Annotated in this window: 19 protein-coding genes and 4 pseudogenes; 16 read left to right on the top strand and 7 right to left on the bottom strand. The window is 59.3% G+C overall.

Annotated features, from left to right (window positions below; all coding sequences use genetic code 11):
• Positions 1 to 178: 178 nt before the first annotated feature.
• A pseudogene (locus J2W46_RS28650) lies at positions 179 to 341 on the bottom strand (nitrate ABC transporter substrate-binding protein); the annotation flags it as partial.
• A gap of 42 nt (positions 342 to 383) precedes the next feature.
• Positions 384 to 1,325: a TauD/TfdA dioxygenase family protein gene (locus J2W46_RS28645; RefSeq protein ID WP_310358369.1), complete on the bottom strand. Its 942-nt coding sequence runs from the start codon at positions 1,323 to 1,325 to the stop codon at positions 384 to 386.
• A gap of 1,086 nt (positions 1,326 to 2,411) precedes the next feature.
• Here J2W46_RS28645 and J2W46_RS28640 point away from each other — a divergent pair.
• Entirely contained in the window at positions 2,412 to 3,446 is a 1,035-nt protein-coding gene (locus tag J2W46_RS28640) for an IS481 family transposase (protein WP_310358368.1), read from the top strand.
• A gap of 113 nt (positions 3,447 to 3,559) precedes the next feature.
• Here J2W46_RS28640 and J2W46_RS28635 read toward each other — a convergent pair whose 3' ends face one another.
• A complete protein-coding gene (locus J2W46_RS28635) occupies positions 3,560 to 4,114 on the bottom strand; it encodes an OsmC family protein (protein WP_310358365.1) in 555 nt (184 codons plus the stop codon).
• Positions 4,115 to 4,326: 212 nt separating this feature from the next.
• Entirely contained in the window at positions 4,327 to 5,478 is a 1,152-nt protein-coding gene (locus tag J2W46_RS28630) for an alkene reductase (protein WP_310358363.1), read from the bottom strand.
• A gap of 84 nt (positions 5,479 to 5,562) precedes the next feature.
• Here J2W46_RS28630 and J2W46_RS28625 point away from each other — a divergent pair, with 84 nt between their 5' ends.
• From J2W46_RS28625 to J2W46_RS28595, 7 genes are all read left to right on the top strand, one after another.
• Positions 5,563 to 5,988 carry a winged helix-turn-helix transcriptional regulator gene (locus tag J2W46_RS28625; protein WP_310358361.1) on the top strand — a complete coding sequence of 142 codons (426 nt, stop codon included), beginning with the start codon at positions 5,563 to 5,565 and terminating at the stop codon, positions 5,986 to 5,988.
• Positions 5,989 to 6,337: 349 nt separating this feature from the next.
• A complete protein-coding gene (locus tag J2W46_RS28620) occupies positions 6,338 to 6,958 on the top strand; it encodes a TetR/AcrR family transcriptional regulator (RefSeq protein ID WP_310358359.1) in 621 nt (206 codons plus the stop codon).
• Positions 6,959 to 7,063: 105 nt separating this feature from the next.
• On the top strand, positions 7,064 to 7,786 hold the full coding sequence (locus tag J2W46_RS28615) for an SDR family oxidoreductase (RefSeq protein WP_310358357.1): 723 nt from the start codon (positions 7,064 to 7,066) through the stop codon (positions 7,784 to 7,786).
• A gap of 52 nt (positions 7,787 to 7,838) precedes the next feature.
• Positions 7,839 to 8,141: a hypothetical protein gene (locus J2W46_RS28610; RefSeq protein WP_310358355.1), complete on the top strand. Its 303-nt coding sequence runs from the start codon at positions 7,839 to 7,841 to the stop codon at positions 8,139 to 8,141.
• A 444-nt stretch (positions 8,142 to 8,585) separates the two neighbouring features.
• Positions 8,586 to 9,008, top strand: a complete 423-nt coding sequence (locus J2W46_RS28605; protein WP_310358352.1) for an NUDIX hydrolase — start codon at positions 8,586 to 8,588, stop codon at positions 9,006 to 9,008.
• Between the two features lie 734 nt (positions 9,009 to 9,742).
• A complete protein-coding gene (locus tag J2W46_RS28600) occupies positions 9,743 to 10,663 on the top strand; it encodes a hypothetical protein (RefSeq protein WP_310358347.1) in 921 nt (306 codons plus the stop codon).
• Between the two features lie 1,118 nt (positions 10,664 to 11,781).
• On the top strand, positions 11,782 to 11,979 hold the full coding sequence (locus J2W46_RS28595; RefSeq protein WP_310358345.1) for an SET domain-containing protein-lysine N-methyltransferase: 198 nt from the start codon (positions 11,782 to 11,784) through the stop codon (positions 11,977 to 11,979).
• A gap of 59 nt (positions 11,980 to 12,038) precedes the next feature.
• Here the strand turns inward: J2W46_RS28595 and J2W46_RS28590 are convergent, their stop codons facing one another.
• Positions 12,039 to 13,028, bottom strand: coding sequence for a zinc-dependent alcohol dehydrogenase family protein (locus J2W46_RS28590; protein WP_310358342.1), 990 nt, complete (start codon positions 13,026 to 13,028; stop codon positions 12,039 to 12,041).
• A 102-nt stretch (positions 13,029 to 13,130) separates the two neighbouring features.
• Here J2W46_RS28590 and J2W46_RS28585 point away from each other — a divergent pair, with 102 nt between their 5' ends.
• A complete protein-coding gene (locus J2W46_RS28585) occupies positions 13,131 to 14,024 on the top strand; it encodes a LysR family transcriptional regulator (protein ID WP_310358340.1) in 894 nt (297 codons plus the stop codon).
• 53 nt (positions 14,025 to 14,077) lie between these two features.
• Positions 14,078 to 14,476 (top strand): annotated as a pseudogene (locus J2W46_RS34420) (HAD family hydrolase); the annotation flags it as partial.
• Between the two features lie 157 nt (positions 14,477 to 14,633).
• Here the strand turns inward: J2W46_RS34420 and J2W46_RS28580 are convergent.
• Positions 14,634 to 14,954, bottom strand: a complete 321-nt coding sequence (locus J2W46_RS28580; RefSeq protein ID WP_310358338.1) for a hypothetical protein — start codon at positions 14,952 to 14,954, stop codon at positions 14,634 to 14,636.
• Between the two features lie 9 nt (positions 14,955 to 14,963).
• Between J2W46_RS28580 and J2W46_RS28575 the strand changes: the two genes are divergently transcribed.
• The 6 genes and pseudogenes from J2W46_RS28575 to J2W46_RS28555 form a co-directional block, all read left to right on the top strand.
• Positions 14,964 to 15,479 carry an alpha/beta fold hydrolase gene (locus J2W46_RS28575; protein WP_310358335.1) on the top strand — a complete coding sequence of 172 codons (516 nt, stop codon included), beginning with the start codon at positions 14,964 to 14,966 and terminating at the stop codon, positions 15,477 to 15,479.
• On the top strand, positions 15,425 to 15,793 hold the full coding sequence (locus tag J2W46_RS34415; protein WP_374726884.1) for an alpha/beta fold hydrolase: 369 nt from the start codon (positions 15,425 to 15,427) through the stop codon (positions 15,791 to 15,793). Before J2W46_RS28575 ends, J2W46_RS34415 begins: the two co-directional genes overlap by 55 nt.
• 492 nt (positions 15,794 to 16,285) lie before the next feature.
• Complete coding sequence (locus J2W46_RS28570) at positions 16,286 to 16,564, top strand: hypothetical protein (protein ID WP_310358332.1); 279 nt, start codon at positions 16,286 to 16,288, stop codon at positions 16,562 to 16,564.
• Between the two features lie 468 nt (positions 16,565 to 17,032).
• Positions 17,033 to 17,617, top strand: a pseudogene (locus tag J2W46_RS28565) (cation:dicarboxylate symporter family transporter); the annotation flags it as partial.
• Positions 17,618 to 18,222: 605 nt separating this feature from the next.
• The gene (locus J2W46_RS28560) at positions 18,223 to 19,182 is read left to right on the top strand and encodes a hypothetical protein (RefSeq protein ID WP_310358492.1); all 960 of its coding nucleotides are present in this window, start codon (positions 18,223 to 18,225) and stop codon (positions 19,180 to 19,182) included.
• 191 nt (positions 19,183 to 19,373) lie between these two features.
• A pseudogene (locus J2W46_RS28555) lies at positions 19,374 to 20,388 on the top strand (IS1182 family transposase); the annotation flags it as partial.
• A 491-nt stretch (positions 20,389 to 20,879) separates the two neighbouring features.
• On the opposite strand, the gene J2W46_RS28550 reads toward J2W46_RS28555, so the two are convergent.
• The gene (locus tag J2W46_RS28550) at positions 20,880 to 21,428 is read right to left on the bottom strand and encodes a hypothetical protein (RefSeq protein WP_310358331.1); all 549 of its coding nucleotides are present in this window, start codon (positions 21,426 to 21,428) and stop codon (positions 20,880 to 20,882) included.
• Positions 21,429 to 22,111 lie beyond the last annotated feature (683 nt).

The raw sequence follows: 22,111 nt of genomic DNA, 5'->3' as shown, positions 1-22,111 counted from the left end.
TTCTCGCACCGAAGGGAAACATGCTTAAGTTCCAAATCCCGGCTGCAGGTGTAGATCTTATATACGAGGGAGATCAGATTGGCGATAACCGATGCGTCTTGGATGAGCTCGCAAAGAACAATGTAGTGAGAGTATCTCGCGTATTTTGGTTCAAACCCGTGGATTTGCTAAATCCGCCCACAGTCGCTGCCGACGACCCGCCGAACGTCGGCGGAATCGCCGTTGCCTTGCTGGGCGACGGCGATGTGGATAGTCGAGGGTTTGTCGGCGAACGCGGCGTTCGCCACGAGAGCGAACGCGCAAGCAAACACGACGCTTCTGAAAAGACGCGAAGGAGTCATCGAGAAAAGAATCGAAGTGAAAAGAAAGTGCAGCGAGCGCCGTTATTGAAGCAAGGCCGCCGTTTTGAGCGCCACGCTGCGCTTGCCGTCGATACCGACCGGCACGTCGCCTTGCACGGTTGCACGGCGCACGACCCGACGGGCATCGCCATAATCGTTGATCGCGTAATGCTGCGTCGCGCGGTTGTCCCAGATCGCGACGTCGCCCTCGGCCCATTGCCAGCGCACTGTGTTTTCAAGGCGCGTGATGTGTTCGTGGAAGATTTGCAGCAGACTCGCGGAGTCCTGCGTGGACAAGTCCTTGAAGCGTTGCACGAAGTGGCCGAGCACGAGCGTGCGCTCGCCCGTCACCGGATGCACGCGCACGACCGGATGCTCTGTTTCGTACACCTTCGAGGTGAATACTTCGCGATAACGCTTGAGCTGCGTTTCGTCCGCATCCGCATGCGTCGATGCGTAGTCGTAGGCGTTGGTGTGGATGGCGCGTGCATGGTCGGCGAACACGCGCAGCGGCTCGGGCAAGCGCTCGTACGCGGCGGCCGTATTGGCCCAGACCGTATCGCCCCCCACCGGCGGGATCGTGATCGCGCGCAGGATCGACACTTTTGGATAGGCGTCGACGAACGTGACGTCCGTATGCCACGAATTAGCGCGTGCGCCGTGGGTGGAGTCGAGGTCGAGCAGGTCCGAGCTGTCCGCACGCGAGGGAATGGTCGGGTGCGCGACCGTGTCGCCAAAGCGTCGCGCGAAGCCTTGATGCGCCGCGTCGTCGAGATGCTGCTGCCCGCGAAAGAACAGAACCTTGTGCGTGTGCAGCGCGGCTTCGATCGCGTCGAAGGTCGGCTGATCGAGTGTCGGCGAGAGCGTGACGCCATCGATTTGCGCGCCGATACGGCCCGCGACACGACGCAGTTTCAACGCTGCTTTAGCTGCATTTCTGACGCTGGCGGAAGCTTCCTGATGCACGGACTGAACCTCAGACATCGACTTTCTCCAGAAGGGCATGGTGAAGGTCTTATTGAAGCAGCGCGGCCCGTAAAGTTAAACTGACGATTTGTGCGTCGTTAAGCGGGAGAAGTGGAATAAGCTAAGAAGCTGATGTTCGCCGCTGTAAAAGCCACGCATGGCGCATGCTGTTGGCGTCCGTTAATTCTGCTAGCGATGTTCATAGAATCGCTAATGGGAGATCAGCCGAATAGCCCGCCAGCATGACGGCGAGGGGAGACTGCCAGTAGAGTCATCCGTTGCGTTCCTGCAACGGGTGGCCAGGAGGATGTTGGTCAATACTGCAAGCGCGTCGTCATGTCCTCTAATTCGGCTAATGTGGCTGACGATCGACGCGACAGGTCCGCAAGCCACAGGCGGCGGCAAGTGAGGTGACGAAGGCCAACTATTTCGATATTCGGGCGGTGCCAATCTTTTTAGGTGAACGAAAACGCCGTACAGGGAGGGACTTCTTGCTTTATGTCGACCCCTTATCAAGTGCATGTTCAGATGTCGACAACCGAAGTGCCGTGCTGCGCCTAGTTAGTCGTTCCGGGCGGAGTCTCGCTGTACCGCTGCAAAAGCCACGCTAGCAGAATGAATGGACACCATTAGCGCCGTTATGGGCACCCCTCGCAGAACCAGCGATCCGCAACACGAGCACGCATGCAACTTTCCATTGTGTACACGCTTGAACGAAACGAACCTCAAATCGTGACACACATGAACACCGCAAAAGCGGGCGCATGGGTCAGCCCCTACACGCCGCAAAACGTTGACGCCGCAATCAGGCACCTCGAACGGGATATGCGACGCGCGGACTCGTGCGGCCCCAGAAGAACGGCTGCAGCGATTGCTCGAGAGGGTCGCCACCTCGTGAGCAGATGCCGGGCGTCGGAGGTGACGGGCTGCCGCTTGGGTGCTCTCCGCGACTACGAGCCTCTGATGGGAGAGGCTAGCAACGGTTGAATTGCGCCAAGCTTGCATGGCGACATATCGGTCTTCCAATTGCATCCGTCTCTGATTCTCCACGGCCGATTACTAATGTGTGTGATTCATAGACATCGTTTCAACTAGAATGAGCCTATGGATCGAGAAATTGCCGCGCGATTACGTTGGGTGCGCATGTATCAGGAGACCGGCAACGCCGGTCTCGTTTGCGCGCGGTGTGGCATCTCGCGACCGACACTGCGCAAGTGGCTACGCCGCTATGGGGAAGCTGGAGAAGAAGGACTCTGTTCTCAAAGCCGCCGCCCTCTCAACAGCCCTAACCGGAAGGTCACGGAGGCTGATCGCGCAACGATTCTTCGACTGCGCACCGAGCACAAGGGGGCACGTCGGATCCAGAATGAGTTGCGGCTGCACGAGCAAAGAGAACTGTCCCTCGCGACTATTCACAAGATTCTGTGCGAGGCCTGTGTGAAGCCGTTGATTCGTTCCAGGCGGCCGGCACAAGCGAAACGCTACAGCCGTCCGGTTCCGGGGGATCGGGTCCAGATGGACACGATGAAGATCGCGCGAGGCGTCTATCAGTACACGGCTGTCGACGACTGCTCTCGCTTTCGCGTGCTGGCTGTTTACCCGCGCAGAAATGCTCGTAATACGCTGCTTTTTCTTGATCGCGTCATCGAGGAAATGCCGTTTCCGATCCAGCGTGTCCAGACTGATCGCGGTGGTGAGTTTTTCGCCGAATCAGTGCAGCGACGTCTGATGGGTGAATGCATCAAATTTCGACCGATCCCGCCGCGCTCGCCACACCTCAATGGCAAGGTTGAGCGTTCACAACTCACCGACCTGAATGAATTCTGGTTCCATCACGAACCGACCGAGAACGAGATCGACCAGCGAATTGAGGAGTGGCAGTTTGACTACAACTGGCGTCGCCCTCACGGTTCGCTCGGCGGTAAGACTCCCATTGATCGCGTCGGCGAGTTGGGCGAAATCATACCCCTCCGGGAGGACGTGGAAAGCGCCTACGACAAACTGAAAGAGCGAATCCGGCACCGCGAATGGCGAGTTGACAAGATTCTTGCCGAACATCAACGGCGCATGTCAGAGCTCGTAGCTCCTACCGGAACTACGAACTCTGACATGCCAAGAAAACGGCCTTCAAAGAATTGAAACCATGTCTGTGAATCGCACAACTAATGGGAATCACATTGTGGTGCTGCTCACGGAGCTGGGCTTCGGGTGGCTCAAAATTCAGCCGCTGCGGGCAGTAAATCACTCTGCGGCTATCCTTCACGAATTTCCAGAATAGACAACATACGGATCGGCTTGGAAAAATTTGCGAGGTTGACCGACGTTCTGGTCACAACCGTGTGAAGCTCCGCTACCCTCTCGCGCGAAGCGTCAGTGTGCAGGCGAACGACATAGCTTACTTCGTTGTAACCAGGGTTCACCGTCTCGTCGAGACCCAGGAAACCGCGCAGATCCAGTTCGCCGCTAGTTTCAATCTCCAGACTATAAACTGTGATACCCATGGCCGCAGCATTGGCAACGTAGCCCACTGACAGGCATGCATTGAGTGCGGCCATCAGCAACTCCTGAGGATTAGGCGCGCTGTTCAGGCCTAACAGTTCAGTTGGTTCGTCGGCAGCGATTTCAAAATGCCGCTGACGTCTTGTTCCCCCCAACGTGTAGTGACTGACGGTTGCTACGGAACGAGTCTGGTGCTCCCATCTCGTCTTGACGTTGAACCGCGCGTTGCCTTTCGAGGCGTCACCGGCGACTGCTTGCGCAAACTGGTGCAAGGCCGGCACATTGATCCCATTGGGGTTGATGGTCATCTGGTGGTCCTCCCGGAAGCGCATTTACGCAATAAATACTGGAAAAGTTTGAAGCATGCCGACATAACCTTGCTACGTTAAAGGGCGCCGGGACATCGCACAACCGCAGCGCCAGAACAGGTCGCTTTACGACACAGACATGTGACCTTATCGCCTTATTGGCCGCACGCGGGCACTGCGGCCGAGCCCCGTGCGGCCCCATCAAGCCAGATTCATCTGGTTTCCCGTGCTACCGAATAGACCGGGTAGTCGGTGTAACCAATGTGGCCGCGTCGAGTGTAATAAGTTGACTGATCTGCTTCCGCCAAAGGCCAGCCGTGCTTCAGACGCTCGGCAAGATCCGGGTTTGCGATGTATGGTCTGCCAAAGGCAATGAGGTCTACTAATCCTGTGTCGAGCGCAGCTTGAGCGCTCTCGCGCTCAGTAAAGCCGCCGCACCAGATGATTGCGCCGTGAAACGCCCCCCGAACCTTGGCGAGCAAAGCGTGGTCGATGTGGCGTTCCTTGAACTCGATGCTCTCCATGTTTCCCGCTGGCATCAGTTGGTACACCAGATGGATGTATGCGACGCCGCGGCGACCCAGCTCCTCGCAAAGGTACAGCAACGTTTCCTCGACAAGTGGATCGGCCGGCATGGAGCCGTACTCGCCGAATGGAGACAGGCGGACGCCAACTCGCCCCGGGCCTAATTCACGCACTGCCGCGTCAACGACTTCAATCAGGAAACGGGTGCGATTTTCTACGGTGCCCCCACCGTATTGATCCGTGCGCGTATTCAGAACCGAGTTCATGAACTGGTCAAACAGGTAGCCGTTCGCGCCGTGGATTTCCACACCATCGAAACCGGCCTGGCGCGCATTGGCGAAAGCTTGGGAAAAGGTGCCGACCAACGCCGAAACTTCGTCCGTTTCGAGGGGCCTCGGAGTGCCTGCACGCGTATAGGTCAGCTTGCCATCCGCGTCGTGGGCAAACACATCTGAGTGCTCAGCCCTTTGTTCGGTCACCCCCCACGGGGCCTCGCCGTTGGGCATGAGCGACGGATGCGCCATCCTGCCGACGTGCCATATCTGCAAGAATATCGTTCCGCCATTGCGGTGAACCTCATCGGTCACCAGACGCCAGCCTTGTCGCTGGCCCTCGCTGTATATGCCGGGTGTCAGCGCGTAGCCTTTGCTGGACGGAGCAACGTCAGTAGCTTCGGTCACGATCAGGCCGGCACTGGCTCGCTGCCCGTAATAGGTCGCCATCAGCTCATTGGGGGCGTCGCCTTCTGATGTCCGCGTGCGAGTCATCGGCGCCATTGCAATACGGTTTTTCAGCGGGACGGTGGCACCAAGCAGTTGAGGTTCGAACAGGTCTATCATAGATCTTCCTTCGGTGAGATTTGCACCAGAGCTTATTCGTCTGTAGCCTTTCCCATCTACCTACACTTTGGTTAGTGGTCGACAATGAAGATCACCAAGAGGCTGCCGGGCCTACCGGTCGAGCGCGCGCTCGCCGTCCTTTCAGGACGCTGGAAGGCGGTCATCCTTTATGTGCTGTTAGACGGCAAGCAACGCACTTGCGAACTGGAGAGGCGCATTTCCAGCATCTCCCAGAAGGTATTGATTGAGCAACTGCGAGCGCTGGAGGAACATGCATTGGTGAGCCGGCAGCCCAGCGCCGACGATAGTCAGGGCATTGAATACCTGCTCACCCCGCTCGGCGAAAGCCTGCGACCCATCCTCGATTCCCTGATCGAATGGGGAGTGCATCACGCCAGGGAACTGAACGAGGACCATAAGCTGCTGCCCTGCGATGCTGTCGTTCTATCCGACGCGGATTGGCAATCTTTGTCCGATATCAGGCGGTCAAGGTGTGAACGAACCGCATGATGGAGCCTCGTTATATCTGCAAGCGCATGCCCCGTTGCATCAAGTGCCGCTACACCGGGCAGCTTGATACCGGCACTGAAAACACTTCAAGCGCCAACTGTCACCTATCCTCTAGCAGGGCTCAAGGTTCCGGCCATGCCGATAGTCAGGTTCTCACCGACCAGTGCGATCCGTGACTGATGCCCCGCAACTTTCCTGCTGCGAAAAACATTGGTACCCCACGATGGCCGGCGGAATCTCTACGGGCGCCCGTCTTTTACACTTGTGTTTTATGACGACCGTTATATAATTGCGACATCGGCCTTGGCGGAACGGCCCCAAGTAAGCAATAGTTCGAGAGAAGCAGCTGATGGCGCGACCACGCGAGTTCAATGAAGAGCAGGTGCTTGATGCGGTGACCGACGCGTTCTGGGCGAGAGGTTACGAAAACACATCAGTGCGCGATCTTCTGATGCTCACCGGCTTAACGCAGCCAAGTTTGTACAATGCGTTCGGCGATAAGCGCGCCCTGTTCCGTCGTGTACTCGAGCATTACGTCGACAGAACGCTAAGAGAGAGAATTGCGAGGATCGAGTCTGAACTCGCCCCGGCGGCGGCGATTACAGCGTTTTTTAGCGAAGTAATCGCCCGGTCGCTTTCGGACCCGCAGCAGCGGGGCTGCCTGCTGGTCAACTCGGCGCTGGAAGCGACGCCCGATGATGCCGAGTTCCGCCGTGCGCTATCAGGCGAACTCGCCCAGTTAAAATCTTTTTTCAGGCGTTGCGTGACTGCAGGGCGGCAGGACGGGGAAATACCAGCGACGGTATCACCCGACGATGCCGCTTCGCACCTGCTGGCGGTTCTTGTTGGCGTGCGCGTGCTGGCGCGCGTCGATCCGCAGCGCGGCCTGCTGTTGGGCGCCGTAGCGCAAGCATTGGCGGCGCTCGGTTTGCCAGCGCTGCCAGCGGCGGTGTCGCGCACTCGCTCGTGATGACGATACATCCCATCGTTTCGCTGAGGCAGCCTCGGCGGAGCCCTCATCTATAGCGGTGTCAGCAAGCTTAATCTCTTTCGTGTTTATATTAAGGATACCTACATGTCAAAACGTACCTTTCTTGTTACCGGTGCTACCAAGGGAATCGGCCGCGCATTGTCGAACCGGCTGGCCGCCGCTGGCCATCACGTGGTCGGACTCGCACGCCGTACCGATGATCCCACGTTCCCGGGTACGCTGGTGTCTGTCGACCTCGGCGATCGCAGCGCAACGGAGGAGTCTCTTGCGGCACTCACCGCACGCTTCGCGTTCGACGGAGTCGTCAATAACATGGGCTTCGTCCGCCTCGCGCGGGTGGGGGAGATTGATCTCGACGACCTAGAAGCAAGTTTTCGGATCAATCTGACTCCGGCAGTTCAGACCATGCAGGCCATTCTGCCTAACATGCGCAAGCAGGGTTGGGGGCGTGTGGTTAACCTGTCGAGTTTGACGATTTTGGGGGTTGCGCAGCGCTCCGCTTATGCAGCCGCAAAAGCCGCGATGGTCACCATGACGCGTACGTGGGCGCTGGAACTCGCAGACGCCGGCATCACTGTCAACGCTATCGCGCCGGGACCGGTGGAAACCGAAATGTTCCGCGAGAACACACCTGTCGGAAGCGAGGCGGAGCAGCGCTTCCTTTCGTTGATCCCAATGAAGCGGCTTGGCAAGCCCGATGAACTGGCTGCGGGCATCGAATTTCTATTGTCGGAGGACGCAGGATTCATCACCGGCCAGACGCTGTTTATAGATGGCGGTGGATCGATCGGAAAGGCACTCCTGTAAAACGTGCACAACGTACAAGGGGCAAGGCGGATGCTGGAATAGAGGGAAGAAAATGCTCATCGAGCAGATTACGAATCATCTCCTGCATTTTCCACTCCGTTCACCGGTGGGCGGATCTGGCGTATCAGCTGTCGATGTGCTGACCACGCAGCTTTCGCTCGCTTCCGGTGCAAAAGGCCTCGGCTTTTCCTTCGTTTTAGTTGGCGCCGGAAAATCCGCATCGTGCTGTGCGGAACTTCTGGCTGCGGCCATGGTGGGCACACATCTTCATCATCCCGCAGCGGCATGGCGAGCCATGCGTGCAACCCTCAACCGTATCGGAAGAGGCCCAACAATACTTCAAGGCGGCTATTGACGTAACGTGTTGGGACGCATACGCGCGAGGGCGAGGTGAGGTTCTCGTGGTTGAAGTGGGAGGCGCACCGCGCGCGCTTTCGGTTTATGGCGCCTTCGGGAGGGCCGAAAACAGGCTCATGACGAGGGACGCTACTGCCAGCGATTCTTCTCACCGTCCACGGGGAGCGATGAACTCCCATTGCACCTGGGGCCGTCTCTGATTGCCGTAATCAACACGCCAATGACCGATAGCCGCACTTGTCATGCCATATCCGAGCTAGCGAGGCTTCTAAATCGCAGATGCCTCTGCCCAAGCTGGCCTTTCCTGTTTGTGCAATCCTCGGCTTTTCGATTGGCACGAACTTACGGTAGCTACAAGGCCGAAAAGCCGTTTCTCAAGGAGCGAAACTATCATCAAAGTGTTCCATTTTCAGCGCCTTGTGCCTGCAGTCGGACAGATGTGATGAAAGACGGAGCAACCAGCTTGTGCGTCCGAGACAGTCGTATTTTGCTGGTTGCCGGGCTCAGATCACGATGGGCGCTTCCGGGCGGCCGTGTCCGTCGAGGCGAAGCGCCCCACGAAGCCGGTTTCCGTGAACGGGAGGAGGAGACGACATTAACGGCGACCGGATTGACTTACCTGTTCCAGTTCCGCGGTTTCAACACGGTGCACCACGTATTCTTCGTCGAATTGCAAGATGAATCAATTGCGCAGCCAAGCAACGAAATCGCGAGATGCAAATGGTTTGCCCCCGTCAAAGTCAGGACGCTCTCCACGAGCGGGTCGACCCGCGGCATCGTTGAACTCTTGCTGCGACACGTCGCCGCTGTGGAGCACGCCGGTTTGCGGTGGCAGTCGGAGCAAGTAATAGACGTCGCGCCATGAACTGCCGATATCAATATGGGGCGGGCGTCCTCCATGACAGGCCCCTTCGTATCCGGCGGTTTGCAAATAGATTGAATCCATTTGACGCCCAACGGCTGAAACGGGCGTACGAACTGCCGTTCTGCTATTTCTCGCAGGTGTGGGCTCATGGCCGATTAGATGAGGCCGCCAACGGCCGTTCACCGGCACCCTCAGTTCGCAAACCTGAATTTGGCTGATGGACCGGATTCCACGAACTTGTTCGGCCTGAGCGGGTCGTCGAGGCCGCTCCCCGTTCGCGGAAGCCAACGGTTAGGTGATGCATCCCCAATGACAGAGATGCGGTGGGCCGCTGCCGTGCGGCGACGAAACCGCGAGCGTCGGCTTTGGTCGAGCCGTCAGCATTCGGGATATATACTCACGAAGAGGGCACTGCCTTACCCGTCAGTCCGAGTTACTTCCTGACCACGCCCTCGAAAATGTCCAGGGACGCGGCGGTTCAATCATGCGGCAAAGGGCCGTCAATTTATCCAAACTCGAATAACCCGTTGCGTCGTACCCGGGCGTGGCGGCTAGTGGTCGGTGGCGAATTCGCGCACCTAAAGTCAGCAAATACGGCCAACGATGGCTGGGCACGGTGACTGCTGAGGTCCAGCCATCAGCTCTCGCGAGAAAAAACCGTCATCATCACGTGGCTCCTGCGGGAACGCATGCGTTCTTTTCTGTGGCGGACCAGCCGCGGGGGAGGTAGCCCGATGCAAGCTGTCAATGTTGTGGAAACCGGATTTGACATCGGTTGGGATTTCGCTCGATTTGGCCGGGGATTGGACCGCGCGTCCAGCGAGCGAAGTGTACTTGCTGGATACCGTGCTGGACGCGAGCATTTTCGAGTTCCGCAGCATGTTCCCGATCGCTTCGTGTCGAAATGGTTGCAACTTCGTCTGAACGCATTTCGACGCCGCCGCATTCTCGACCAGGAAGTTACGCCCGACTACCTAAAAAGGATCGACTGCGCGAGGTGTCCGATCACATTGATCGCCATGACACATGCCGCCTTGGCCGAGAGTGACTGGTCGGTCGACAGGATCAACAATCATGGAGCCTATGCGCCTGGCAACCTTATGGTGATGTGCGTCAGAGCGAATCGAGCCAAGGGAGCGAAGGGCTTCACAGAGGTTGTTGAACTGGCGTCGAGAAGCGCGGAGGGCCCGGTGCTCGGTCTTTCGAAGCGTGAGTGGGCACGCCTTGCCTGCGTGATGGCCGGCGCGGCGAACATGCCCGGGCCTAGGCCACTTCTCCCGCTTTTTACCCGCCTCCCAGAGGACTCTCGGGCGCCGCTGTTCTTCGTTTTCCAGCAGATGCTCCTGCTTTCGGCGCCTTTGGCTAGAGAGCGCAATCGGGTTATGAAGGTCTTGTGTCGATTGCACCCTTCCAGCGAGCGGTCCGCTGTTCTGAGATGCGCAGTGGAAAGGCTGGCAGTGAATTTGAGAGATGCCGCTTACCCCTACGACGCGTTGTGCGACGAAAGCGTCCAGCGCCCGATGAGGAACTGGTTCACGACTGTCCCGGCAGACAGCGTCCCCGGATTGCTCCAGCTATGTTCCCGATACGGCGCCGGGCTTTGCGAACCTGCGCCTCCAGCTGCATGGGCGCTAGAAACGAGCGGCCGCTTTTAATGCAATTTCTCAGGAGACGCGCGAACCCGTCACTCCGACCAGGCAGTTAGCAAGCTTTACACGCGTGTTCGAGTTCGCGCCGTCGAACCGGCATCTGAAGCTTTCGGCGGACGCAGTCGCTCCAACGAGGACATAGGCCCAACTATCTCAAAGCCTTGACAGACCATTCATCCAGAGGGCTTTGACATGAAACAGAGAGGGCGCGCGCACCGCTCTCGAAGTGCAAATTGCCGCCGTCGGCCATTCGACACCAGCCGGGCTGGAACGACTCGGACATTGAACGAGTATTGACCTGCCCGGAGTGTGACTGCGCCATCTGGCGCATCGGAGAGGGTTACCGCACAGGTCTCTGTGTCATGCAGGCCACGCGTTCTCCGGAATGTCGCTGGAGGCGAAGCGACGTTCAGGTGCCGAGAATGCACTGTCGTCAGCCGCTCGACGTCTGGAGGAAAAGCGGCTTTTTGCGCAAGAACAACAGAACAACTCCATGTGGCGGAGACTGCGCGCAGGGCCGACGCATCAGAGTTTCTCGCGGAGATAACTCCGTTGGAGATTGCGATTGGAGACGGTCACGCTCTTGGCGATCGAGTCGGCCGCTACGATCCCGATCAGAGCACTGGGTAATGGAGCGCCGATCGGCCCGCTGCGGGCCTGTCGGCCGCGAGGGTTCAAAATGACCACCCTGACACATGCCGAGACCCGCATGCACCGACGCGATGTGGACTTCGCACGTGAGCCACAACCGCTGCCTTCTTTTGCTCCTCGAGGTCGGGCCGAAAAGGAAAGCGAAGGCTGGTACTAATCCAAAGCTGACGTTAGAACGTCGTGGACCGACTGCTAGCGAACGTCGCTTCATGGCGTGCGTCGTGAAAAGGTAGAGCTTTCCCAGTGGGCGCAAGCCCCACTCGGCATCCGCTCCAGCCGGAAGCAACCGGAGCAATCGTGGACGTAACGAAGCGGTTGAAGCGTTCGGTGAAGCGTGTCACGGAATACGGTGGCAGCGCAAGTGCGCAGGCCGTAACGCGAGTGAACGCCGAGCAAGCCTCGAAAAGGACGATGTGTTGATTTGCATGGAATCCTGACCCTCGGGGCACACATTCCTTTTTTTGGACTATCCGATGTGCGTGTCATCGACGGTTCGCTCGGCGCCACAGCGCGCGCTGCGCATCCACGCGTGCGTCGCCGATTGCGAAGCTGTTGCGTCCGATGGAAGGGTGCACATTCATGCGGTCTCGGATATCGGGCCGGGCGAGGAGCTTTTCATCAAATATGGGCTCTCAGTAGAGGGCCGTCTGTCGGCAGCCGGTCGGCGATAGCCTGAGACCTTGAGGTCGTGAGCCGCTCGGCCCCTTCTCTCAAATTCCGCTAGAACAGCTCACACGGTGACAACGATCTTCCCGAACTGCTGGTTAGACTCAAGATAATGATGAGCGTCGACAATTTGTTCGAGCGGAAAGACCTTGTCGATCACCGGCTTCAGCACGCCCGACGCAAGACCGTCGAGAACGAAGCGCTTTGCCCTTTCCAGACGCGCCGGATCGCTGACGATCAGCTTGTACTGGTAGCCATACACGGTCAGCATCTTGCCGAGGATCGCGAAAAGCGGGAACGGCGTCGGGTCGGGGCTCAGCGCGCCGTAGGCGAACACAATACCGCGCTCGGCCAGCGTACCGGCCACTTTTTCGAACTCGGGCCCGAGCACGGGATCAAACGCGACGCGCGCGCCCGCGCCGCGGGTGATCTCATTGACGCGCGCGACCAGATCTTCCTGCTGCGTGACAATCACGTGGTCGGCACCCGCTTCCAGCAGCGCATTTTTCTTCGCCTCGGTGCGGGTCGTTGCAATTGCGATGGCGCCCACGCTCTTTGCCACCTGGATCGCCGCAAGCCCCACGCTGCTAGACGATGCCGTGATGATCACCGCTTCGCCTGCGCGCAGTTTCGCGATCTCGATGAGTGCGCCCCACGCCGTCACATACTGCATCCATACTGCGGCGGCCTCGGCGAATCCTAGCGACGGCGGATTTTTCACCGCGTGCGCCGCAGGGAAATTGCCGGTGTCGCCATAAGCGCCCCAGCGCGTGATCGACATGGGCGGAATGATGGCGACCGCGTCGCCGACCGCGACATTGGTAACGGACGAACCGACAGCGCTGACGACGCCGGACGCTTCATAACCGAGCCGCGCGGGAAACACGGGCGACTCCACATAGAGCCCGGAGCGGAACATGGACTCCGCTCGATTCACGCCCAGCGCACGAATCTGCAACTGGATCTCGCCCGCGGCGGGCGGCGGCACTTCGACCTCATCGATCCGCAGCACTTCGGGACCGCCATTTTCATAAAAACGCACGACACGCGGCATGTTCGCTCTCCAACGAGTAAGTGACGAACTCACCATAATTTGAGTCGGTCGCTCGATAAATGGCGCGTTCGCTCTGACAATCGAACTCAACTGTTTCTAATCATGGATCGTCTCACCAGCATGGCGGTCTTCGTCAAAGCAGCGGAAACGGGCTCATTCGCCGCGGCGGGAGCGGCGCTCGGCCTGACATCGCAGGCAGTCGGCAAGCATGTGCGGTTGCTCGAGGAGCGCTATCGCATGCAGCTCATCAACCGGACGACGCGCCGCCAAAGCCTCACCGAAGCCGGCCGCGCGTTTTACGAGCGCAGCAAGTCCGTGCTTGCCGAAATGGAAGCGGCGGAGGCGCTGGCCGCGAACCTTCAGGCCGCGCCGCGCGGCAAGCTGCGCATCAACGCGCCGGTAAGTTTCGGCGCGCACAGCCTTGTACCGACGCTCGCGCAATACATGCGGCAACATCCCGAGGTCAGCGTGGACCTGACGCTGAGCGACCGTCTGATCGACGTAATCGACGAAGGTTACGACGCGGTCGTGCGCATTGCACCGATCGCCGACTCCCGGCTCATCGCGCGCCCGCTCGGGCCTTATCGACTGACGATCTGCGCATCGCCTGCCTATCTGGCGGAGCGCGGCACGCCTGAACGGCCCGAAGATCTGACGCGGCATGAGTGCCCCGGATTCTCTTACTGGGGTCGCGGGCCATTGCGCGAATGGCACCTGGCCGGGCCGGATGGCCGGCACGTGGTGCCGGTCAGCAGCCGCTTTTCGATCAACAACGGCCAGGCGTTGCGCAACGCCGCGGTCGAAGGCGCGGGCATCATCCTGCAACCGTGCGACATGCTGCGCGACGATCTGGCTGCCGGGCGCCTCGTGCGCGTGCTGCCGGACTACGAACCGCCGCCGCTGCCAATCCACCTATTGTTCGCACCCGACCGCCGACCCACGCCGAAGCTGCGCAGCTTCATCGATTTCGTCGTATCGCGCTTCGGCGGGGGATAGACCTGTCGACGCAAATCGTGGTTCGCGCGCATGCCGGGTTGCTAAACCAGCTTATGTTTGGCCGTGCGCATGCGAACCTTGGTCGGTGCGCTGGACGCCCGAGCGTCCCGACCATGATCTCGATCACCAGGGTGTGTAAAGAACGTGCGATCAACGCGTGCCGCGCGGCGGTGCGTCACTGGCTGCGCAGCCTGATGAGCCGCTATATTTCGTTCGAGCAGGTGACGGAAGAAGCATTGCGCTTCACGCTGCGTCTCAAGCTGGAGCTGGACGAACGTGCGTGCCGGGCGTTGTCGCATGCGTATCTGCGCCTTCAGCCGTATCCGGAAGTGTCCGATCCGCTACGTGCTCTGCGCGATCGTGGACTGAAGCGCGCCATCCTGTCGAACGGCTCACCGCACATGATCGACGCGGTGGTCGGCAATGCGAGGCTGCGGCACTGCTTCGACCAGGTGCAATCGACCAGGCTGTGCCATCCGAACGCGGCACAGCGCGCGAACGGGTATTTGGCCGCTTGTCAACCTGTCTGCGCCGTGCGATGCCTGCACTGCCTGAGTGCCAGGTCGCGGCATAGTCTTGTGCAGAAGGCAAGGCCAGAACCTGCAAGCGCTAATTCGCGCGGAACATGTCATCGAGCACCTTACAGGCTGCGGCTGCGGGCTTATCTTCTAGTGAAGCGGATCGGCTTCCGCCGTTGCCACTACTGGAGAAGTCATGGCGCGCTCTCTCAACAAAGTTCCTGTACCGTCCAAAGCAATCGGAGCTCTCGCGGCTGTCGCAACCGCCGCCGCCGTCGGTGCACTGTGGGTTCGACATCGTGCCCTCAAGGCCGAACGCGATCATCCGCCAGTCTGCCGTTTTGTCGAAGTTGAGGGTGTACCGCTTCATTACATCGACAAGGGTGAAGGCCCCGCAGTCGTGCTTCTGCATGGAAATGTCGTGCTGCTGCCAGATTTCATCGCCAGCGGGCTAGCCGACCGGTTGGCTGAGCGGCACCGCGTGATCGCGTTTGACCGCCCGGGCTTCGGATTCGGCGGACGACCACGCGAGCGGCTGTGGACCGCACAAGCCCAAGCGGCAGTGACACTACAGGCGCTCGCGCACATCGGTGTGAAGCAACCGGTCGTGCTCGGACATTCCTGGGGCACTCTCGTCGCACTGAACATGGCGTTCGGCGACGCCGCAGACCTGCGCGGCCTCGTGCTGGTCTCCGGTTATTACTACCCGACTTCCCGCGCAGACGTAGCGCTGGCTGCGCCAGCGGCGCTTCCCGTCCTCGGTGACGTCCTCCGGTACACGGTTTCGTCGTTAAGCGGCCGCCTCCTGTTCAGGCGCACGTTGCGAGCAATGTTCGCCCCGGCCCCCTTTCGGACGGCTTCGTGCAATCCATCGCCCGTGAAATGGTGCTGCGTCCAGTGCAGATCAGAGCTGGGGCAGAGGACGCCGCATTCATGATCCCCGCTACCACGCAGTTGCGTGCCCGTTATTCGGACCTCAAGATACCGGTCAGCATCTTTGCGGGGGCGGATGACAAGGTCGTTGACCCCGAGTCGAATTCTCTCCAACTGCATCAGGCGATCCCTCAAAGCACGCTCCTCGTTGCACACGGGGCGGGTCACATAGTGCACTATGCGATCCCCGCTCAAATAGCCGATGCGACTGAACGCATGAGCGCAAGGTCCCCCGCCATACCCGGCGATAGCGGTGCCGCCGTCGGCGAGACGTCGGGCACAGCTGGAAAGGTCCGGGCCAAGCCGGCGCAGGCATAGGGCGCACTCGCGCTTGTCCAGGTGGGGGTGGAGGCGAACGCTGAAACGGCGGGCAGCGCAGAACCGGGCAGCGGACGATCGCCTAGCGGTGCTTCGACGGTGCGAGTGGGCTTCCGGCTAAGGGATCATCCTTCCCGTCCGCATCGCGCTGCGTTGCCGGCTGTGCGAGCGCCCCTCACGGAAGTTTGAAGTGTCCGATGGACTGTCCTGCGCTAATGGCCTGTTTCAGCCATTGAGGCGTTTCCCCTCCACCGCCTAGGGTTTCACCACTCGGGCTATGGTAGCGACCGGTATTCGATCCCGCAGGTTTGTCGCCAGAAAGGAAGCGACGCACCCGGGTTGAGGCCAAAGTCATCTATGCGGTGGCGGAGATACGCAATCATGCTGTCCCGTTTCCTCTCGTCCATCAGGATTCCTGTAAGGTGTTTTGCCGTTGCTTCTCTCTTCAGTCAAAGCCAGTGAGGTCGAGCGCGCAGCGATACGCGCCTCGTGATGAAGATATGGAGGCTCTACATCACGGGTCTCGCAATCGGTTTCCAGAACGCCGCACGCTACCCGTTGGTGGTCTGGATGCCGGTCCATTTTCTCGCCATGGACTGGAAGACGCCATCGGCGCTGGTCGACCCGAAGTGGATCATGGTCGCATTACCGGTAAGCATGGCGCTCGGCTGTCTGTCGAATAGCTGGATATCCGACATATTGTTTCAAGGGCGCCTCTTATGGCAATTTTCCAGTACATGGTGCGAGCCTGCGCGACGGCGATCGTCATGATGTTCGTGCCGCACGGTAGTATGTTTGTGATCGTGCTTGTGTTTTTTTGCGGCTATTTTTGTCTTCGGGCCGGTGTTCTCGTTCTGGACCTTGTGTCCTGATATTTTCGGGCACCGCTCTGCGGGGACAGCAACAGGTGTGCTCGACACCATGTCGTACAGTTCGCTGGCATCGGCGAACCGGTTATCGGCCACATTATCGATGCCACCGGCCATACGGCGATCATCTTTCCGATTGTCGCGGGACGTTGCGCAGCAATCGCAGTGCTTTCGATGCTGATCATTTCAGAGCGGCCGTTTGGTCGCGCCGACTAGAACGGCCGAGTTGGGCCGGAAGTACTCGCTGGCGAACGACCGCTTCCGGGCTAGTGACTCCCAAGGGGCCGCTTCGCGGTGATGAGTTCCAGCAGCCGACAGGCGCACGCCAGCCCTTACTGCCGTTCCCCACCAGTTGGCCTCGATCTCCATCCATCTCAAGGAAGAACTGTTTATCGTTCTGGGAACCTCCTCGTCCGAAGCCGCGCTGCCTCGCGTTATGGTGAAGCTGGAGAATCTTGGCGCGAAGAAATCAGTGGTCGGACTCGTCATTCCCACCGGATACTCTTTCAATCTCGATGGCACGTCGATCTATCTCACACTGGCGGCCATCTTCATCGCCCAGGCGACGAATACGCCGCTGGACCTCACACATCAGCTGACTTTGCTCGCCGTATTGCTGCTGACCTCTAAAGGCGCTGCGGGTGTGACGGGCAGCGGGTTCATCGTGCTGGCGGCAACGCTGTCCGCTGTCGGCCATGTACCCGTTGCAGGTCTTGCGCTTATCCTGGGCATTGACCGCTTCATGTCCGAAGCGCGCGCGCTGACGAATTTTATCGGCAACGCTGTGGCTACGTTGGTAGTCGCCAGGTGGACCAACGAACTAGACCAACCCAGATTGCGCCGGGTGTTGGATAACGAGACTCCGGAGGAAGCGGACGAGCCGGAAAAGGTGTTTGACCGTACGGATGAGAGGATGCCCATCGCGACGGCAAGACCACGATCGCAAAACCTCTAACGAGCGTGTGCACAGTGTAGTCTCTGCTTCTGGACCGTACACATTACATCACCTCAAATGTATCTCCCAAAAGGAGATCCGGCCGATCGCGAGAAGGCTTTTGCGAGAGGTGCTGCAGGCTACCTGAAAAAGCCGTTGCCACGGCGACGCGTTGATTAGGGCTGTAGAAAAAGCGCTAGAGCTACACGTACTCCCACAAAGCTCTTCGCCCAGTTGCGGCTGAATGTCAGGTTTAGGCCCACTTTCGGACGCACCAAGCCTCGCGGCAAAGTCGTGCGGTTTCGCCCCAGGGCATAACAGATAGTAGAAAACAATGGACGTTTAAACGTAACCGATCTGCGCGACAAGGCGGTCGTGGTTACTTCGGCGAAGAGGGTCATTGTTTACATCGGCGCTAACAGGTACGTTCGCCAACACACATATCGGCCCATGTCGGAGCGGTATTTTTCGCGTATCGTGTGTCTCACTTACTACCTTCGTCGCTGCAAATATCGCGTCGGGAAACGTAGCTAGTCCCGAGACGCTGTCTTTCTTATTTCCAGTCTGCCAATGGTGGGGTAGTGTCCGCAAACCGAAGCGGAAACGAGCATATTCCTTCCCTGCCGATGTTTCTGATCGGCATCTTCCTCGTCCTGTCTTCGCCCGCAAGTGCACAGGAATTCTCGCTGCTGGCCGGCCCCCTCATCAGTGACAGTGCAAACACCTATTCGTGGAACGCCACTTATCGCGAAGGCCTCGGCCGCTTCGCCGCGTGGAGCTTTTCCTGGATCAACGAAGGTCACATTCCACAGCATCACCGCGACGGCCAAGCCGTGCAAGCCTGGGGGCGTCTGCCACTGTGGAGCAACCGGCTGGAGTTATCGGCCGGCACAGGGCCGTACCGATACTTCGATACAACCGCAGCGCAGTCCGGAGGCGACTACTCAAACACGCATGGTTGGAGTCTGTTGTGGAGCATGCGCGCCGCATATTATTTCGATCGCCGTTGGATTGCCCAGGCGCAGCTAAATCACGTCCAGGCATTTGGCGGCCCCGACACGACCGCGCTGCTGTTCGGCATCGGCTATCAACTCGAGAACAAGGGCGAGCCCGGTCCACGACAGCGCCCGATACCACGGACATCGAAGGTAACGAGTAACGAAGTCAGCGTGATGCTCGGCAAGACGATCCTGAACAGCGAGAACTCCGAGCCGGCCAATGCCGGAAGTCTCGAATACCGGCGCGGGTTGTTGCGCTATGTTGACGTGACGGCCTCATACATCCACGAAGGAGGGAAAATCCAGTCGCGCCGCGACGGCATTGCCGCGCAGCTTTGGGCCACCCGCGCTTTCTTCGACGACGGGTTCACGCTGTCAGTGGGCGTCGGGCCGTATGTTTCCATCACACAGAACGATGGGCTTGCGCAAAACCGCACCGGTGACGGTCGCATCTCGGCGCTTGTTGCAGTATCAGCGAGTTATAGGCTCGGCAATCACTGGCTCACGCGCATCACATGGAATCGCGTCGTCACGCGCTACAACCGCGACACGGATCTGATCGAAGCCGGAGTAGGCTTACGCTTTTGACTGCAGCCTCACGGCAGTTCCCAAGGCAGAGCCGATGTTCGAACGTCACTGGGAAAGCGCGGGCCGGTGTCCGCTTCTGGCCGAGGTTGTGTAAAAACTCAGTTGATCATCTAGACTGTATCAACCTGCTGGAGCGAGAGGCGCAGATGGGGTGATTTGTCGAAGGTGCGGAACGCAGTCAGACGACACTCCTGCCAGAATGTCTAGATGACTTTATCGCTGGAGATAATCCTGTGCGGATTGTCGACGCATTCGTCGAAGAACTCGAACTGGCATCCCTCGGATTCGAAGGCACTACGCCAGTAAGCACCGGGCGACCTTCTTACCACACAGCCGTACTGCTCAAGATCTATATCTAGCTATCTCAACCGCGTGCAGTCTGGCCGACGCCTGGAGCGGGAGTGCCAGCGCAATGTCGAACTGATGTGGCTGACCGGCCGGCTTGCGCAGGACTTCAAGACGATTGCCGAGTTCAGGCGGAGCAATGGCGAAGGCATTCGCAACGTGTGCAGTCGCTTCGTGATGATATGCCGTGACCTGAAGCTGTTCACACAAGCGGTCGTAGCCATCGACGGTAGCAGGTTCACGGCCGTCAACAGCCGCGACAACAACTTCACGCCCAACAAGATTGCACGGCGTCAGGAGCAGATCGGGCAAAGCATCCGGCGTTATCGGGACGCGCTGGAGACCGCCGATCGCACTCAGCCGGCCGAGGTAGACGCGAAGACTGAACGCCTACGGGAGAAGATCGAGACGCTGCGTGAACAGATGCGCGATCTGAAACGCGCAGCGGAACTCCTGAACGATCTGCCGGAAAAGCAGATCTCACTGACCGACCCGGACTCACGCTCGATGATCTCCCAAGCCAAGCGTACGGGCGTGGTTGGCTATAACGTTCAGGTCGCCGTCGACGCCCGGCACCATCTCATCGTTACCCACGAAGTCACGAACGCCGGCAACGACCGGACGCAGTTGAGTGCGATGGCCAAAGCGGCGCGCGACGCGATGGGGAAGAAGGAAATCAAGGCACTGGCAGACCGTGGATATTTCAGCGCACCAGAGATCAAGGCGTGCGACGACGCGGGTATCGCGGCACCGGTACCTAAGACGCAAACATCCGGCGCAAAGGCCGACGGCCGCTTCGATCGGGCTGACTTCATTTATATCGCCAAAGACAACCAGTATCCATGTCTGGCGGGCCAGCGTGCGCAGATCCGCCTGCTGATGCGGAATGCTCACCGGCAGCGGATCGGGATATTCACAGCCGCCTGCTTTCTGCGCCATATTGAATGCACGGACACGCTCATGACCAACACTCATTATGAATCGGGACAATCGGACGTCGTTGCCGCCGCATAGATGCGCGGGACGGGTCAAGGTCCAGCGTAGGGTTGTGAATTCGGCGTACCCGTCGATATGTGTGCGGAGTACGACATGTGAGTCGCGGGGCGCGCGCATTCTCAACACAGTGATCGGTACGGCAGCATCGAATCCGTCTGCTACAGGGCGTGTGCCAGACTAGGCAGATCCAAAAACGCTGAAGGAGCGGCTGGGCGACAAGGCCAGCGACGAGCAGCGAGTCAATGACTGCAACGTGCTGGCGGAAGAGCGCGGCACAAAGCCGCCCCCGGATAACTGCAGGTGAGCGCTCCAAGAGGGCGTTGAAGGTTCACCGGTGAGTTTGCCCTCAATTGCCCTTAGTACCCTGACCCGTACCCGCCAAACTGTCCGGGATACGGCGGTCCAGGATAAGGTTGGCCCGGATGCAACCGGCCAGAATATGTCTGCCCCATGCGCTGCATCAGCTGCGGCGGCTGCGGCGGCATTCCCGCATCGCTCAACGGCCGATGAACGACGGTCAGAAGACGATGGTTGGGCGGCGCCTGCACGCCGCCTCGCTGCCAGTTGAGACCGTTCGCGAGATCCAGGTTTTCCCAGCCGATGGGATTACCCACACCGACGCAGTCGTTCTTATTGCCTGAAGCTCTGCCCGCTCCGGTCCTGACCATCACGTGAACCAGCCGGTCCCCGTCGTAAAAGCCGATCGAGTGGCCGGCTGGAATACTTGCCATTTCATGCGCGCTACTGATCCTCGAGTCGTGCAAGCTCACCAGATCGTGCTGCGGATTGATCGGGCGCGTCACAAGACCGGTGAGCTGGCCGAACGAGCTGACTGCATCCCAGCACATCTGCGACGACAGCATGGGGTGGTGCAGGTGCATCGCCAGGTGACTAGGGTTAGCCATCGGCGGTTGCGCAGACGGCTGCTGCGATATATTCGGGCTGCTGTGAGGTCCCATCGGTCGCAGTGCGATGCCTCCGCCCGGCGGCGGCGAAGGCGAAGGTCTGCACGGACCGCATGACGCGTAATAGCCGAAGCCGTGCTGCGGCTGTCCTGTCTGTTGCGTGCGAGCACTGCGCGGTTGCAGGCCCCCTAGCGCGGCCGGAACCTGACGTGCGGGCGCCGCGTGAGATGGGGGGTGTTGTGGAAGCGAATGGCTCGATCCGTAAGGGCTTGAGTGACCAACAGAATGGCCGCCGCCAAGCGGTGGTTGCGGAAACCGCGAATTGAAATTCGACGACATATCAGAAAATCTCCCGATGAATGTTGCGCAGGGCAACGCCACCGTACCTCGATTACGGCTCATGAATGTGACGGTTGCGAAGCAGTGAGCGCGGACGCGCAGTTGATGCATTTGTTAGTCGATGTCATGAATGACCGCGAAGTCCCACGCGGAGCGATGCGAGTCCGGGTGGGAACCTCGTGACAGTGCCCGGCCCAACCAGTGGATTGCGCTTAGCGCGATGCCGCTTCCGTGACATGTCCGGCGGTGCGATGCGCTGCGACCTACACACGTTGATAAACCGTCGTTAGCGCCGCGTGGGCCGTCGAGTTCGATATCCTGGTACTCGCCGATAGTGTGATACT

It is taken from the genome of Paraburkholderia strydomiana, from assembly GCF_031456815.1.
GTDB classification, from domain to species: Bacteria; Pseudomonadota; Gammaproteobacteria; order Burkholderiales; family Burkholderiaceae; genus Paraburkholderia; species Paraburkholderia caledonica.
This window is presented reverse-complemented; position numbering and strand designations above follow the sequence as displayed.